Source organism: Veillonella seminalis (assembly GCF_003992065.1).
Classification (GTDB): domain Bacteria; phylum Bacillota; class Negativicutes; order Veillonellales; family Veillonellaceae; genus Veillonella_A; species Veillonella_A seminalis.
The window spans coordinates 26,713-42,635 of sequence record NZ_RQUZ01000016.1; the positions used below are offsets into that span (position 1 = coordinate 26,713).

At 41.9% G+C, this 15,923-nt stretch carries 15 protein-coding genes and 3 pseudogenes; 16 read left to right on the forward strand and 2 right to left on the reverse strand.

Features of this window, described 5'->3' with window-relative positions; translation table 11 throughout:
• Nucleotides 1-204 precede the first annotated feature (204 nt).
• From EO126_RS09870 to EO126_RS11090, 3 genes are read left to right on the forward strand one after another with little or no spacing between them, the layout of a single operon-like run.
• Nucleotides 205-537, forward strand: a complete 333-nt coding sequence (locus EO126_RS09870) for a phage distal tail protein (RefSeq protein ID WP_127008712.1) — start codon at nucleotides 205-207, stop codon at nucleotides 535-537.
• Nucleotides 534-743 carry a hypothetical protein gene (locus EO126_RS09875; RefSeq protein ID WP_006556163.1) on the forward strand — a complete coding sequence of 70 codons (210 nt, stop codon included), beginning with the start codon at nucleotides 534-536 and terminating at the stop codon, nucleotides 741-743. The genes EO126_RS09870 and EO126_RS09875 overlap by 4 nt, the downstream gene beginning before the upstream one ends.
• Nucleotides 744-779: 36 nt before the next feature.
• Entirely contained in the window at nucleotides 780-1,061 is a 282-nt protein-coding gene (locus EO126_RS11090) for a helix-turn-helix domain-containing protein (protein WP_051018249.1), read from the forward strand.
• Nucleotides 1,062-1,458: 397 nt separating this feature from the next.
• On the opposite strand, the pseudogene EO126_RS09885 reads toward EO126_RS11090, so the two are convergent.
• Nucleotides 1,459-3,298, reverse strand: a pseudogene (locus EO126_RS09885) (anaerobic carbon-monoxide dehydrogenase catalytic subunit).
• Here EO126_RS09885 and EO126_RS11030 point away from each other — a divergent pair.
• A pseudogene (locus EO126_RS11030) lies at nucleotides 3,259-4,011 on the forward strand (SDR family oxidoreductase). The pseudogenes EO126_RS09885 and EO126_RS11030 sit on opposite strands and share 40 nt — an antisense overlap.
• 52 nt (nucleotides 4,012-4,063) lie before the next feature.
• On the opposite strand, the gene EO126_RS09895 reads toward EO126_RS11030, so the two are convergent.
• Nucleotides 4,064-4,945, reverse strand: coding sequence for a LysR family transcriptional regulator (locus EO126_RS09895; RefSeq protein WP_127008714.1), 882 nt, complete (start codon nucleotides 4,943-4,945; stop codon nucleotides 4,064-4,066).
• Between the two features lie 191 nt (nucleotides 4,946-5,136).
• On the opposite strand from EO126_RS09895, the gene EO126_RS09900 reads away from it, so the two are divergent.
• The 12 genes and pseudogenes from EO126_RS09900 (at nucleotide 5,137) to EO126_RS09955 (ending at nucleotide 15,879) form a co-directional block, all read left to right on the forward strand.
• The gene (locus EO126_RS09900; protein ID WP_127008716.1) at nucleotides 5,137-6,288 is read left to right on the forward strand and encodes a M20 family metallopeptidase; all 1,152 of its coding nucleotides are present in this window, start codon (nucleotides 5,137-5,139) and stop codon (nucleotides 6,286-6,288) included.
• 34 nt (nucleotides 6,289-6,322) lie between these two features.
• Nucleotides 6,323-7,684, forward strand: a complete 1,362-nt coding sequence (gene dcuC / locus EO126_RS09905) for a C4-dicarboxylate transporter DcuC (protein ID WP_127008718.1) — start codon at nucleotides 6,323-6,325, stop codon at nucleotides 7,682-7,684.
• 54 nt (nucleotides 7,685-7,738) lie between these two features.
• Entirely contained in the window at nucleotides 7,739-8,635 is an 897-nt protein-coding gene (locus tag EO126_RS09910) for an alpha/beta fold hydrolase (RefSeq protein ID WP_127008720.1), read from the forward strand.
• 182 nt (nucleotides 8,636-8,817) lie between these two features.
• The gene (locus EO126_RS09915) at nucleotides 8,818-9,207 is read left to right on the forward strand and encodes a hypothetical protein (protein WP_225723628.1); all 390 of its coding nucleotides are present in this window, start codon (nucleotides 8,818-8,820) and stop codon (nucleotides 9,205-9,207) included.
• A 36-nt stretch (nucleotides 9,208-9,243) separates the two neighbouring features.
• Complete coding sequence (locus EO126_RS09920) at nucleotides 9,244-9,924, forward strand: alpha/beta hydrolase (RefSeq protein ID WP_127008722.1); 681 nt, start codon at nucleotides 9,244-9,246, stop codon at nucleotides 9,922-9,924.
• 119 nt (nucleotides 9,925-10,043) lie between these two features.
• Nucleotides 10,044-10,238, forward strand: coding sequence for a YciI family protein (locus EO126_RS09925; RefSeq protein WP_127008724.1), 195 nt, complete (start codon nucleotides 10,044-10,046; stop codon nucleotides 10,236-10,238).
• Between the two features lie 365 nt (nucleotides 10,239-10,603).
• A complete protein-coding gene (locus EO126_RS09930) occupies nucleotides 10,604-11,134 on the forward strand; it encodes a nitroreductase (RefSeq protein WP_127008726.1) in 531 nt (176 codons plus the stop codon).
• Nucleotides 11,135-11,152: 18 nt separating this feature from the next.
• Nucleotides 11,153-11,836 carry a TerC family protein gene (locus EO126_RS09935; protein WP_006556176.1) on the forward strand — a complete coding sequence of 228 codons (684 nt, stop codon included), beginning with the start codon at nucleotides 11,153-11,155 and terminating at the stop codon, nucleotides 11,834-11,836.
• Between the two features lie 442 nt (nucleotides 11,837-12,278).
• Nucleotides 12,279-12,836, forward strand: a pseudogene (locus tag EO126_RS09940) (NAD(P)-dependent oxidoreductase); the annotation flags it as partial.
• Nucleotides 12,837-12,937: 101 nt separating this feature from the next.
• Nucleotides 12,938-13,411 carry an Rrf2 family transcriptional regulator gene (locus tag EO126_RS09945; RefSeq protein ID WP_127008728.1) on the forward strand — a complete coding sequence of 158 codons (474 nt, stop codon included), beginning with the start codon at nucleotides 12,938-12,940 and terminating at the stop codon, nucleotides 13,409-13,411.
• 418 nt (nucleotides 13,412-13,829) lie between these two features.
• The gene (locus EO126_RS09950) at nucleotides 13,830-14,741 is read left to right on the forward strand and encodes a dihydrolipoyl dehydrogenase family protein (protein WP_206168772.1); all 912 of its coding nucleotides are present in this window, start codon (nucleotides 13,830-13,832) and stop codon (nucleotides 14,739-14,741) included.
• Nucleotides 14,742-14,766: 25 nt separating this feature from the next.
• Complete coding sequence (locus tag EO126_RS09955) at nucleotides 14,767-15,879, forward strand: YjiH family protein (RefSeq protein WP_206168773.1); 1,113 nt, start codon at nucleotides 14,767-14,769, stop codon at nucleotides 15,877-15,879.
• The last annotated feature ends 44 nt before the right edge of the window (nucleotides 15,880-15,923 follow it).

Below are 15,923 nucleotides of genomic sequence, written 5' to 3' on the forward strand. Positions count from 1 at the left end.
AAACCCCGAGGGAAATAACTCCCCGGGGTTTTTTCATGCTGCATGAAAGAAAGCAAAATAATTCATATATGACGTTGAGGAAGAAAGAATTCAAAGTTTTTAAAAGGTTTTAAGCAGCGCCGGAGCAATATCACCGTCAGTCTGCTTCTTGCAGATCCGTTCCGCTACCAGGGGCAGGAATCGAAGGTTGTTTATGATTTCCCTGTGGAAGTGACCAAAGCGCCCATGGTGGTGCATAACCTGGGGAGTGTGGATACCCCGATGACGTTCCGCCTCATCCCGAAAAAGGAAATGCCTGCGGTCACAATATGGCATGAAGAAATGAAGAAGCACATGAAGCTTTCCGATGCCCTGCTTATTGCACCGCGTATGGCAATGGTCAATACGAAAGAGGGAACGGTCTGGCGGGATGAAGCGAACAGCATCAATACTTTCAGCGGACAGTTCCTTTCTGCCGTACCGGGCAAAAATACGTTTTTCTATACCGGTGGCGCGGGAAGGATAGAAATTTCTTTCACAAACAGGTGGTTCCTATGAATATCCGTTTCGGTGGCGGCTTTTTTGGACGCTTTCTCTATGCGGGCAAGACGAACCGTATAGGGAATGCCAATGACGTTAAGGGAGAAGTTCGCAAGTGTTATCCGAATCAGTTTACGGTGATAGCCTATGCGGAGAACGGCACCAAGACGGCGTTTTTCGGTAGTGGCATCGAAAAAAATCCGTTAGCATCCTTTGGTGCATGAGCCGCTCAGCAAGAACATCAATCAGCCTATATCAATATGCTCATTTATGACGTTGCCCATCAGCACTATAATTATACCTTCCTAAAACTATGTAATTTTCTGTTTCTTATGGCCGAAAATAACCGGGACGGTGATCATTCTGTCGTGATTACGCAGGAAACTATAGCTAACCTACTGGGGGTAGGGCGTAATCATGTTACAAAGTGCCTTTCTCGTCTGCGGCAGGAAAATATTATCAAGGTAAAACGCGGTTGTATCAACATCTTAGATTTCGATACATTAGCTGCTTATTGTTCACAGGAAACGCAGAAAACGTAGAAATGACTTTCTTTGGGTAGCATAACATACCCCCCCATTTTTTGTTCTGTTCCCTAGGTAACAAAACAGAAGGGCACATGAACCGATATGCAGCGTTTTAGAACCGTTGATGCCCTTGATTTCGCCTCGTTCCGAGGTTCTGGGGTTCGTTAAATATTTTCTAATTGTCGGCTGATGGTTGGACGGTCAATATTATATAATTGGGTGATAATATGGAGAAAATGTGGAGTGATAAAAAAGCCTTCCTTTAATTTAGGATTTCATACCTAATGTTAAAGGAAGGCTTTGGTTGTATATTACCTTTTTCCGTTTTTATAAAAGTTTAAGCTAAACTCTTTGTATACCGGTTGGCGTATAATTAGCAACTCTAATTTAGTTTATACTGATTAGAACGCTACTAGTCCCAGCCCAACTTACGACGTTTTTCTTCGATGCCGGCAATAATCTGTTTTGCCAAGGTTTTCGGATCTGTATTAACCGTTATAACGGAGCTGAGCATATCTTTCGTGTCATGTTTTAAGAAGTTTTCCACGTTAGTGGAGCCTTGTACCGGTGGTTCTACGCAGTGGTAGGAGTCGATACCGAACATGCGGAACGCAAGGGAGGCGTCGAGACCTTTTTCGTTGGACCATTCAGGACTTGTGAAGGCATACGGCATATCCTTAATGTCTTTGCCGGCGGCCTGAGCGATACCGGCTAAAACAGTAGATACACGCGTGTTATCTACACATTCACCAACATGCCATACCGGTGGTAATTTACCGCATAAGAATTCCTGTAAGGATTTACCGGCTTTGGAAGCACCGTCTTTACAGCAATACCCTAATTTTAAGAGAGGGAAGGATGCACAACCGTTAGTGAATAATAAAATGTTGTTTTTAATTAACTCATCGGCAATGTCTACAACGGCGCGTTCATAAATAACGCGAGGGTTGTTACAACCAACGATGTTAACCATACCTTTGATTTGACCGCTCTTTAGGGCGTCTACAAAAGCATCGAAGCCATTAAATTCTTCGGCAATGTTTTCGGCATTGAAACCTACATCGGCTGTTACTTCGTATGGTGGAATGAAAACAGATACATCGCGACGATTAGCGAAGCTTTCGATAGCACGAGTTACGATTTTGCGAGCCAATTTTTCAGTATCTTCAATGTTGGAATGATGATGGTCGTACGCATAATGTTCGGCGCCAGGTAAACGAGCTGCATCATTAGTAGTAACAACGGTTGTTTTGAAGCAACGGGCTACATCCATGATGGCAGGGAATATGTCCTGCACATCGGCTACCCATAAATCAAGCGCACCGGTACCTAAAACTAGTTCGGCACCAACGGCATTGGACAATGGAATAACGCCTTCATAGCGGTACATAGCGGACAAGCAAGAACAGCATACGCCGTAGAATTGAATCCCTTCGGCACCATGGGCTTTAGCCATGTCGATGAATTCCTGAGTACGACCGATACGAACGATTTCGCTGACTAATGTTGGCAAATGACCGTGAACGGCGATATTAACATAGCCTTTTTTCAAAGCTCCAACATTTACTTTAGAAGTAGCACGGTGACCGATGCCAAAGAGAACATCAGTGGCAATATCGGCAGCTACTACACCGGTATAACAGAAAGCGAGACCGCAACGTAAGAATTGTTTCATAATGCTTTCCCAATCACCATCAGTACCGCAACCGGTGCGATGGTAAGCATCAAATACTTCGTTATAAGCACTGATTGGGATGATGTCCAAATCTTGCCAAACTTTTTGACGTTCAGCCGGAGCCAAGGCTTTGATGGCTTCGTAATCGTCCGGGGTTGGACGGGATAAGTCGGCTAAGAGTACATCAGCCAATTTGCCGGCCAAGGCTTTAACATCATCTGTGTCGTCAGGAATACCGAAGGTACATTGTGGTTTTTGTTTGTCAAAACGATCGAAGGTAGTATCGCAACCAATTTGTTCCATGCGAAGAATCATTTCTCGTACGGCCGGATCCGGAGTTTTGTCCAAAACATCCTGTTTGGAGGCAAATGTTTTTGCGATATTCGGCAACAGCTTTCATGTAGTCGTTAACATCACCGTGTACATGAGGGTGACTGTGATCATGAGGATGTACATGGTCGGCGAGACAACCATGTGCGTGGTCGTGTGCGTGATCATGAGCGTGTTCATGAGTATGAGGATGACTGTGGTCATGTTGTGTTGGCAGATTTGAGAGAAGAAAATGCAGCACAAGCAGCTGAAGTCCTCGAAAATACGGGTTTTAAAACAAGCACGATTGCCGTTGATATTTCGTCCCGTGAATCTATTTTAGCGCTTATCGATCATGCTAAGCAGTTTGGTGAAATTAAATACCTCATTAATGCGGCCGGCGTTTCCCCATCCCAAGCATCGGTTGAAACTATTTTAAAAGTAGACCTTTACGGTACAGCCGTTTTATTGGAAGAATTTGGCAAAGTTATTGCCAACGGCGGTTCTGGTATTATTATTTCTTCCCAGTCCGGTCATCGCTTGGGTGCCTTACCATAGGACGAAACAGATAAATTGGCTATGACGCCAACCGAAGAATTGTTGGAATTACCATTCTTGAAAGCAATTGATGATACGTTGAAAGCATATCAGTATTCCAAACGTTGTAATGGTCTTCGCGTTATGGCGGAAGCCACTAAGTGGGGCAAACGTGGTGCAACGGTTAACGCTATCAGCCCTGGGATTGTTATTACGCCACTTGCCAATGACGAACTCAACGGACCGCGTAAAGAAGGTTACCGCAAGATGCTATCCCTCAGCCCGGCCGGTCGTGCCGGTACACCGGATGAAATCGGTGATTTGGGCGAATTCCTTTTGAGCCATAAAGGCCGTTTCATCTCCGGTAGCGACATCCTTATCAACGGTGGTACTACAGCATCGTACTGGTTTGGTGATTTACAATATTTAAAAGAAACACACTAATTAAGATATAAAGTAAGAACGCCATCGACAGTTGGGAGTCGATGGCGTTTTTTTATATTTTCTCTTTTAAGTGTTTCCAAAAAGCATCCTTATAGACACTTGGTGGTGCATCTGTTAGTCGGGCCATTACCGTATGCTTATAAATAGGATCTTTTAGAGGCAAAACAGGAAGCCCTTCGGCTTTATGGTATTGCAAGGCACTTTCTGAAATGAGTGTGACGCCTAAGCCTGATTTTACTAAATCAATGCGATTGGCAGCACCACTGCAATAACTGACAATGTCAGGCGTAAATCCTGCGATTTTACAGGCGGTGCAGAAAATATCATAGGACACATTTTCCGGTGTAGGGAAAATAAAGGGTTCATCCTTGGCTATTGCAAGGTCTAAGTACTTATCGTCAGCTAGAGGATGATTTTTAGGTAAAAGAGCCAGAAACGATTCTTGTTGAATTTCAATAATTTCAAACGGGTAGCTATCTATATTTTGCGGTGCCGCGAAAATAGCAAAATCCAATTGTTCATCCAGTAGCATTTTGCATAATTCTTTACTCAAATGATGCTCCAAGGTGAAACGAGCCTCCGGATAAGTGGTGTTGAACTCTGCCAAATAATCGGATAATGGCATGCCGCCGAGTCCTGTAATCATGCCGATATGGATAGTATGTTTTTGTGGCTGTTGCCACCGTTCCATACTTTCGTGGAGTCGATTGACATCCGCCATAATACGCTCTGCATCGCGTAGAAAATCTTCGCCGGCCGGAGTTAATTCAATGGGGTGAGTATCTCGATTAATAAGTTTTATATTCAGGTCATTTTCTAATTTTGTAATCTGTTGTGACAATGCCGATTGTGAGACGAAAAGACGTTCAGCTGCACGTGTAAAGTGACGGCATTCGGCTACAGCCAAAAAGTACTGGATTTGTTTTAACAGCATAGGTACTTACCTCTTTATGCAGATAAGGTAAAATAAGGCATAAATTATCTATTATATTATCCATCTTATCATTCTCATTGTATTATTGCAATTCGTTTTGCTAATGATAACAGTAGAACTGCGAATTGTACTTTTGTGCATATTACGTATACACTAAAGGCATACATAATTGCGGAAGGAGAAGATATGACATGAGTAGCAGTTCGAAATTAAAATTTGATATTGATCTATATCAACAAGAGCTGGCTTATTTGGTCAATATTGACAGCTCATCGTCTGAACCGGTCGGTTCAGATAAGGTTGCCGATTTTTTCAAAAAACAGTATGAACAATTAGGATGGCAGGTTGAGTCTTTAAACTTGGCACCTTCTATCGGACATTGTCTGAAAATCACGAATGGACCGGCATCACATTATGATGTGTTACTGTTGGCACATTTAGATACGGTATTTCCATTGGGAACAGCAGCCAAGCGGCCATTTAGTTTAGAAGGTAATCGGGCGATGGGACCCGGTGTTATTGATTGCAAAGGCGGTGCATTGTCGGCACTTCATGTATTGCGGGCCATGCATAAGCAAGGTCAATTAAAAGACAAGCATATTTGCGTGTTTTTAAATACGGACCATGAAGGTATCGGGTCCTGTTATTCAAAGACAGTTAATCAGGAACTCTCGAAGGTATCTGATTGTGTGTTGGTTCTTGAGTGTGCGCGAGCTAACGGTAATTTGGTATATCAGCGCAAAGGGATTGCACGTTATCATTTGACCGTGAAAGGACGCAGTGCCCATGCCGGTGTGGATTATGAAAACGGCCGTAATGCCATTGAAGAATTGGCTCACTGGATTATTGCTTTGCAGGGGGCCACTGATTTATCGAAAGAAACCACCGTTAATGTAGGTTTAGTAGAAGGCGGTACGGTAATCAATGCCGTTCCGGGATTGGCCAAGGCAGCTGTAGATGTGCGTTATTACGATAAAACAGAAATTACTCGCATTGAAGAGTTAATGGAGGAATTGAAAGCACATCCTCATGTACCGGATACGCAGGTTAAGATTGAAGGCGGCATTACAAGACCGCCTATGTTACCTTCTGAAAAAACAGGTCAATTGATGAAGCTCATAGAGACACAAGGTAAACGTGTCGGTGTAACGTTCGGCTGGACGGCAAGCGGTGGCGGTTCAGACGGCAGTTTTTCCGCAGATGCGGGAGCACCGACCATTGATGGCATGGGACCTATTGGCGGGGGTGCTCATACAGACGGTGAATATATGGAGTGGGATTCGGTAATACCAAGAGCCAAATTATTGAACGCTGTGCTTGAAGAGATTTTGCACGGGAAGTGATTATTTAGTGTATAGGTGTTAGGAGGCGAGGTTTATGTTGTCTTTAGTAGTTGCACTACTGACAACGATTGTTGTTGCGTGGCTAATCATCAAACGGATGAAGCCGCAAGCTGTACTGTTTGCCGGAGGTATATTCCTCTTGGCGGTAGCCATTCTTATGGGATATCCGGTGCTTGATGCGAAAAAATCTACCGGCTTATCTTGGTTTGATATTTTTAAGTTTATTGAAGATGTATTCAGCAATCGTGCTGCGGGTATCGGACTTATGATTATGACAGTTGGCGGTTTTGCCAAATATATGGATTATATCGGAGCCAGTCGCAGTCTTGTTTATATTGCGTCGAAACCGCTGAGTATGGTGAAATCACCATATGTTTTGTTGGGCATCAGCTATATTATCGGTCAATTGCTCAATATTGTTATTCCAAGTGCGGCCGGACTGTGTGTTTTATTGATGGCAACTATGTATCCGGTTCTTGTTAATTTGGGTGTTAGTCGTTTGTCGGCGGCTGCTGTAGTAGCTACGACACCTTGCTTGGATTTAGGCCCTGCTTCAGGGTCAGCCGTATTTGCTGCTAAAACTGCCGGCCTTGATGTAGCCGATTATTTTGTGGCCAAACAGATTCCGATTGCCGTAGTAACGATGGTAGCTATCGCTGTTTCACATTATTTCGTGCAACGTTATTTTGACCGCAAAGAAGGGCTTGAGCCACAGAAACTTCAGGCGGTTTCGGCACATGAAAGCGAAACTGAAAATTTACCGCCGAAAATCTACGCTCTGTTACCGATGATTCCAATTATTTTTGTATTAGTTTTCAGTAAGCTTGGTATTTCAAGTATTAAGATGTCTGTCGTGACGGCCATGATTATCAGTATTTTTATTGCTATGATTCTTGAAGTGATTCGTACGCGTAGGCCGATGGAAGTGTGTAAAAATATCCAAGTTTTCTTTGATGGTATGGGGCATCTATTTGCAACCGTTGTTACGTTGATTGTAGCCGGTGAAACCTTCGCTTATGGGTTGACAAAAATCGGTGCCATTGACATGATTATAAAAGGAGCACAGGGTTCCGGCTTTGGTGCTATCGGGGTAACCTTGATAATGACTTTAATTGTAGCTATTGCGGCAGTTATTATGGGCTCCGGTAATGCTCCGTTCTATTCCTTTGGTGCTTTGGTTCCGGATATTGCCAAAGGCCTTTCGATGATGCCGGCGGCTATGATTACACCAATGCAGATGGCATCCAGTATTGCACGTAGTGCGTCGCCAATTACGGCTGCTGTTGTTGCTGTAGCCGGTGTTGCTGATGTATCTCCGGTTGATCTTGTAAAACGTACAGCAATTCCGATGGGTATTGCTTTAGTGGTATCTTTCTTAATGGCTGTAATTTTCTAATGAGCTAAAGATAGCTAAATTTGATAGATGTTTTGGGGAAAGGAGCAATTCAAGATGTTTAAAATATTTAAAATTATTCTTTTTGTGTTGCTGTCGTTCTTGTTGCCGTTGCAGCTGATTCAGGCAAAGTCAACTGATTCACCTAGCGCAATTTCGGTGGGAGCCGGTAGTTATCTTATGACAGAAACTCGCGGAGCAACCGCGGAGCCGATGCATATCTTTACCTATCGAGCCTCTTCGTGGCAGGACGGTAAACCGGTTATTATTGTATTTCATGGCTTGCAGCGTAATGCTGATGCGTACCGTGATGGCTGGATAAAAGCTGCGGAAGAGAAAGGTTTCTTAGTAATTTGTCCTGAATTTTCAGAAGAAAAATTTCCGGGAGTTTCCTACTATAACCTTGGTTATGTGGTGAATCAGGAAGGAGATGAAATGCTAAATCCTGAATCAACATGGATTTTCCCTGTTATTGATAATGTAATGGCTGACGTCCGTGCCCGTATGCAGATTCAAAAGAGTCCTGTTATACTGTTTGCTCATTCCGCCGGTGCTCAGTTAATTCATCGTTATGTATTGTTTGATCAAAACAGTACTGCCGATAAAATTGTAATCGCCAATGCAGGTTGGTATACAATGCCTGATCGATCTATTCTTTTCCCTTACGGCATTAAGAATGTGCCTGTATCCGATAAGCAACTTAAAAATGCGTTCGCAAAACCGGTAATTATTTTATTGGGAGATAAGGATACACAGCGATCTAAGGTACTTAGAAAAACACCGGAAGCTGATGCTCAAGGTTTAAACCGTCTGGAACGTGGTCATGCTTTTTATGAAAAAACACAAGAAACCGCGAAGCAGATGGGTGTTCCTTTCAATTGGAAGCTACAGGAAGTTCCCGGCGTGGGCCATGATGGTGACGCCATGGGGGCGTATGCGGCAACATTATTTTAGGTAAGTTGAATAGCTAAAAGAAATATAATAAATGATATTATAAATTAAGAATGCCCTCGACTACGAATGAAGTCGAGGGCTCTCTTTATGAGATATATGTTGCTGTATACCGGACAATCAACTTATGCTATACTTAAAGTATATTATCAAGTAGCACGTTTTTGATTGGAAGGGTGAGTTGTATGAAACGGCTATGGCAAGGACTAATTATTATGTGTATGGGTATTATGTTTATGTTTGCTGGTACGAATTCGGCAAGTGCCACTGATGTGTGGGTGGCGCATTATAATAATGACAATGTTGATGTGTATACTATGAATGATACTATTACCTATAGTTCCGATTCAAACGGACGCGGTTTTTCTATAGCTACTAAATTTGTTTGCTATGGTCAGTTGCAAAAAGTAGTTACTTGGCATTTTGGAAAATTTAGAAACGGTATGTGGCGTTATCGTACTAATACTATGTCAGGCGGTCATGATACTGTAACTATTCCTCGTAATCCTGTATTTGAATATGGTATGAATCAAATAGGTTGGTCCTACTATATTGACGGTTCGTATTACTATTAATAAAAAGTAGGGTGTTTTTGGGGAAGGCGTGAAACCGTGAAAGAGAGTTTTACAATATCAGGTAAAAGCATAATTTTATATAAAGCAAAGCAGCCCAATCAACCGTTAGTTGTACTGAATATGTTTGAAGATGACAGTACCGGTGTAGTGGCTGAACTGCAGAAAATGGGTGATTTTGATATAAACCTTCTTGTTATCAGCAAACTTGAGTGGAATGCGGAGTTGTCGCCTTGGGAAATCCCGTCTATTTCAAAATACGAACCGCCTTTTACCGGTGGTGCTCCTCAGTATTTGGAATGGCTACTGAATGAAGCGTTGCCTAAAGCAAAAAGTTTGATTGAAGGAACGGCAACAAAAATATATATTGCAGGCTATTCCATGGCCGGGTTATTTGCTTTATATGCGCTTTATGCATGTGATGCGTTTGATCGAGCCGCTTGCATGTCTAGTTCATTCTGGTATCCGGATTTTAAAGAATATGTGGCCACGCATGAGATGAAACGTGCACCGGAAAAATTATATTTCTCATTAGGCGATAAAGAAGCTAAAACCAAGCACGCAATTCTTAAAACAGTGCAGGAAAATACGGAAGCTATTGTTGATTATCTAAAGACGCGAAAAATAGATGTGACTTTTGAAACGAATGAAGGAAATCACTTCAAAAATATTGACTGGCGTATTGCTAAAGGGATTACTGCGATATGTGTATTAACGTAATATTAATGTCGGGGGAATCCGCCGCTTTGGCTGGTTCCCCTTTTTTTACACATCTAGTCGAGCTTTTTCTAATGAGCTATCGGCCGGTATACGAGATTATTTAATTGAGGAGGGCGCTTATGTTTACGAAAAAAAGCTGTATGTATGATCCCATCGATGATGGTAAAGCCGAAATATTACGCATTGAAACTCGAGCGGAGTTGGATGCTATTTTGTCTGAAGATGTATATCAGCCATTTGGCGGAGCCACTTATGAAGTGCATGAATTCAAGGCCGCCATGGTAGCAGACAATATCAAAGATTATCAGGGATAATTGCAGATTATTGATTGGGCCCAAGGGTGGTTAAAATAGAATACTCGTAGCTCAAGGCTTAACTATGAATACTGAACGAGGCGATATGTAATGTATTGCCTCGTTTTCTTTGTAGCTGATTAGTTGTTCCGTTACTATACGATTTGTACTTTAAAAACGGATATTGAGAAGACAATGTCCTGTAATTTCCTGTGAGAAGAAAAAACCTTTACTTGAGTGGACAAATTTTGTCAATTTTTGTTTGCTGTCAGGCTAAATTCTTATTATAATATATCTATGAGATAGAATTTACTTCCTGTTTGTATATGGAAGTTGTAAGCGATAGGAATTAATTCTAGTATAATCATGTAAAGCGAGGGATTATTATGCATGATGCAGAACATTTGATACAACTGTTAAAAACTAGACGGAGTGTTCGTAGTTTTAAGTCGGATGCGGTGCCTGCGGAATTAATAGATCAGATTATTGATGCAGGTCTGTATGCGCCTAGCAGTATGGGGAAACAATCGGCCATTATTGTGGCCGTAACGAATAAAGAAGTTCGGGACCGCTTATCGGCGATGAATGCCAAGATTTTCGGTACCGAAAGTGATCCGTTTTATAATGCACCGGTAGTGCTGGTGGTATTGGCGTCAAAAGAACGGCCACCTTATGTATGTGACGGTTCGCTGGTTATGCAAAATCTCATGCTCGCCGCTCATGCGTTGGGACTTGGTAGTTGCTGGATTCATCGTGCCAAAGAAGAGTTTGAATCACCGGAAGGCAAAGAACTTTTGGCGTCATTAGGGATTGAAGGGGATTACGAAGGCATCGGCCATTGTGTCCTCGGTTATATTGACGGCGAAATGCCTAAGGCAGCACCCCGCAGAGAAAATCGGGTATATTACGTAAAATAAAGTTAAAGGAAAAAATATATGGAATTTTTAGAGTTAGCTACATGGATTATGATTGGTAAAATTATCGTGGTCGATATTTTGCTGGCCGGCGATAATGCCGTGGTTATCGGCATGGCCGTAAGTAAATTGGAAGATAAGTATCGTGAAAAAGCTATTATGTGGGGGACCTTCGGGGCCATCGCAATGCGACTTATTTTTGCCACTATTTTAGTTGAAGCTTTGGAATACATTCCGGGGCTCCACTTTGTAGGCGGTCTCGTGCTCTTATGGATTGCCTTCCATCTGCTCGTTGGCGATGACGATGATGCGAATATCGAAAGTAAGGACTCCTTGCGCGGTGCAATTATTACTATTATCGTAGCTGATGCTATGATGAGTATCGACAATGTTATCGGCGTTGTCGGCGCGGCGAAAGGTCACTTGGAACTCGTTATTGTAGGTATGTTGATTACCGTACCGCTCTTAATTTACGGTTCCCGTTTATTGGCACGCATCATCAATAAATATCCGATTATCTTGTGGGCGGGCGGTAGCTTGCTCGCGTGGGTAGCCGCTGAAATGGTTACGGCGGAACCTTTATTACAGCCGTACATCACAGGTTATGAACGGTTAATTGAAATTGCCGGTGTTATTTTGGTTGTGGCTGCGGCACTTATTTGGAAACGTCGTCGTAAAGCAGCTTCGCCTGATGAAGAAGCGTAAGCTAAATTGAATAGTGAAAAGTCCGATTAACGGATTTGTAGAATGAGCTTGGTGTAGATGCCAAGCTCATTTTTTATGCCAATTAGGTTGAGTTTGTGTAATTACGGGGGTTTTGAACAGTGTTGATAGAGGGATTATGTAGGATGGGAAAAATTTTTGTAAAAGTTAAAATGTAACACTTGACGTTACAACTTAAAGATAATATAATAAACATGTAAGTTGAGTGGTTACAAGAAATGAAAATCTTTAACAAGCAACTAAACATTAATTAGAAAAGTTAAACATTAAAATGAATTTTACACATTAAAAGAGTTTTTTTAGTAGTTTTAATACTGTTAGGGCCCATAGAGGCAGAAAAGAGAGGTTCATTATGAAAATCGCAGTTGTAAGTTCGAATGGTAAAGTAGGTCGTTTGGTAGTAGCGTAAGCTGTTCGTCGTGGTTTTGACGTAACAGGCTTTGCTCGTAGCGAAAACAAATCGGAAGCTCAGAATTTTGTTCAGAAAGATATTTTTGATATTACTAAAGACGATTTAAAAGGCTTTGATGCGGTAGTTGATGCTTTTGGTGCTTTTACGCCGGACACATTGCCACTACACACTAAATCTTTGATGCATTTGTCTGATGCGGTAGCCAATACGGATACGCGTTTGTTGGTAGTCGGCGGTGCGGGCAGCTTGTTCATGAATAAAGAACATAGCCTTCAATTGTTGGATACTCCGGAATTTCCAAAAGAATATTATCCGTCAGCAAAAGCTCAGACAGATGAATTGGTAGAACTTCGCAAACGCAATGATGTTAAATGGACTTTTGTAAGCCCTGCTGCTGATTTCCAAGCAGATGGTGCTCGTACTGGTGAATATATCTTAGCCGGTGAAGAATTTACTGTTAACAATCGTGGTGAAAGTGTTGTAAGTTATGCTGATTATGCACTCGCAATGGTTGATGAAATCGAAAAAGGTAACCACATTCGGCAGCGTATCAGCGTAGTAGGTAAATAATTATACATTTTTATTTTTTGCATTGTTATAGTAAATTCGGCGTATTCGTGATATAATTTAAATTGTAATAGTACACATTACAATTTATAGGAGGCATGTACATGCAAGTATCCAGTCGTTTTACTATAGCGGTCCATATTTTTACTTGTATCGCTATTGCAGAAAAGAAATATAAAGTGACCAGTAAGTTTTTAGCAAGCAGCATCAATGTTAATCCCGTAATTATTCGGAATATTGTTCTCATGTTGAAAGCCCACGGTCTAATCGATTCCCGTCAGGGAACATCGGGCATTAAAATTGCCAAGTGCCCATCTGAGATTACTCTGTTAGACATTTTCAACGCCGTTGAATCTTTGGATAATGGTCGTCTTTTCAGTTTTCATGAAAACCCGGCTCAAGACTGTCCGGTAGGCAGTCATATTCATAGCGTCCTCGACGGGCGTTTAGATCAGATTCAAAATGCCCTTGAAAAAGAGTTGAAGAGTATCAGTTTGGCGTCGATTATCGAAGATGCGGAAGCACAAACCGCTCGTGATGCAGAGGTTGCTAACAACGATTGCTCGGCTGAGGCATAAAAAATTAGATAAATAAGATGAGAACCCCTGTTTCCATTCATGAGAGAGCTTATCGATAAGAAAGCTACTTTACTTGATTGGACGGGGTTCTTTTATATGCATTGAAAGATTGACAAGAATATTGATAATAACGGCTATGAAAGAATAATAGGGAGAGTCATTACAGCAAAAGTAATTACAATTTTTTTGAAAAAAAGCCGATATGATATTGCCGTCTTTTGCGTGCAGTGTGATATAATTAAATAGTATAAGATAGATATTTAAGAATTTTATAATGTATACCATTAATTGAATGTTAAACTCAGTTATTAAGGAGGCATAAGATGAAAACGTATGATGTAATTGTAATCGGCTTCGGTAAGGCCGGCAAAACATTGGCCGGTAAATTAGCAAAATCCGGTAAAAAAAGTGGCTTTAATTGAAAAAAGACGCTTTTATGTATGGCGGTACTTGTATTAATGTAGGCTGTATCCCTTCCAAACGTTTGGTTACCGATGCAGCTTTGGCGCCTGACTCCGGTTTTGCTGAAAAAGCTGCTTACTTTAAAAAATCCATCGAAGGCAAACGTCAGTTAACTGCTGCGTTGAATCAAGCCAATTATAATAATGTAGTTCAGGCCGGTGCTGAAGTAATCGACGGCGTAGCCTCGTTTGTTGATGCTAAAACAATTAATGTTAAAACTGCCAATGGCGACTTAACTTTGACCGCTGAACAGTTCTTAATTAACACCGGTTCAACTCCGGTCATTCCGAATATTGAAGGCGTTCGTGATCCTCAGACCGGCGAACTTCAAGCGGGCAATAAATTATATACTTCTCAGACGCTCATGGATTTAGACGTATTGCCTGAACGCCTTACTATCGTAGGCGGCGGTTATATCGGTTTGGAATTTGCCTCCATGTTTGCAGAATTCGGCAGCAAAGTCACGATTATTCAAGATGCTCCTGAATTCTTACCACGTGAAGACGAAGATATCGTAGAAGCAATTCGAGAAGTACTCAGCGCTAAAGGCGTTGAAGTAATCACCGGTGCGGCTATTACGGCTGTTAAGGACGGAGTGGTAAGCTATACTGCTGACAGTGCTTCTAAAGAATTGGCCGGCGATGCTGTTCTTATTGCCACCGGTCGTCGTCCGAATACGGATGAGCTCCAAGCTGAAAAAGCAGGCATTAAAATGACTAGTCGCGGTGCGATTGAAACGGATGAACACTTACGCACCAATGTACCTAATATCTGGGCTGCCGGTGACGTTGTGGGCAAATTACAGTTCACTTACATTTCTTTGGATGACTATCGTATCGTGCTGGATAATATGATGGGCAACCGTTAACGTACCACTGAAAATCGCGGTGCCTTTGCATACTCCGTATTTCCAACCGGTATACGGTGCCTTATTCGTTATTCTGGGGGCTGTGCTGCCGTTTATTAAAAAGACGTGGAATAAGAATACAACGACTACGGTGTTTTCACTGTTAAATATCTTGGGGATTCCGTTTATTATCATGGCATTGACCGGATATGGTCCGGAATTTTTGATGAATAAGGGCACGATTCCATTTATTTATTCTAAAATCGTAGTGCCGGTTATTACGATTGTACCGATTGGGGTCGTATTCTTGGCTTTACTCATTAACTACGGTTTGATGGAATTCGTCGGTGTGTTCATGCGTCCTGTTATGAGACCGCTTTGGAAAACGCCGGGACGCTCCGCCATTGACGCCGTAGCTTCGTTCGTAGGTAGTTATTCGGTAGCTCTTTTAATCACTAATCGCGTTTTTAAAGAAGGTCGTTATACCATTAAAGAAGCTGTTGTTATTGCCACCGGTTTCTCCACCGTATCGGCTACTTTTATGATTATTGTTGCCAAAACACTTAATTTGTTGGACGTCTGGAACTTGTATTTCTGGGCCACCGTTGTTGTTACTTTCCTTGTTACGGCTGTAACCGCTCGTATTTATCCTATCAGTAAAAAGCCGGACACCTATTATAACGATGTACAAGGTGAAGTTGAACGTGTCGTTGTCCATGATAAATTCAAAGTTGCTTTCGAAGAAGCCATGGAAGCCAGTTCAAAAGCAGACGGTATCGTAACCGGTACATATCATCATTTGCGCGACGGTCTCGTATTGGCGTTAAAAATTGCGCCTTCCCTCATGTCGATTGGCGTGTTGGGGATTGTTATTGCCAATAATACACCGGTGTTTAATATTTTGGCCTACACCTTGTATCCGTTTACTTGGATCACGGGCTTTGAAGAACCGTTCTTAGTAGCAAAAGCCTTATCCTTGGGTATTGCGGAAATGTTCTTACCGGCCGTTTTAGTAACGAAATTAAGCTTTGAAGTTCGCATGTTGGTTGCTATTACTTGCGTATCTGAAGTGCTTTTCTTTTCCGCATCGATTCCATGTATGATGGCCACTGAAATTCCAATTAAACTGGTTAATTGTAAACTGAAATTGAACATATAAAAAATCCATAGTGAATACCGATTTGTGTTATGATTAATGTCGCT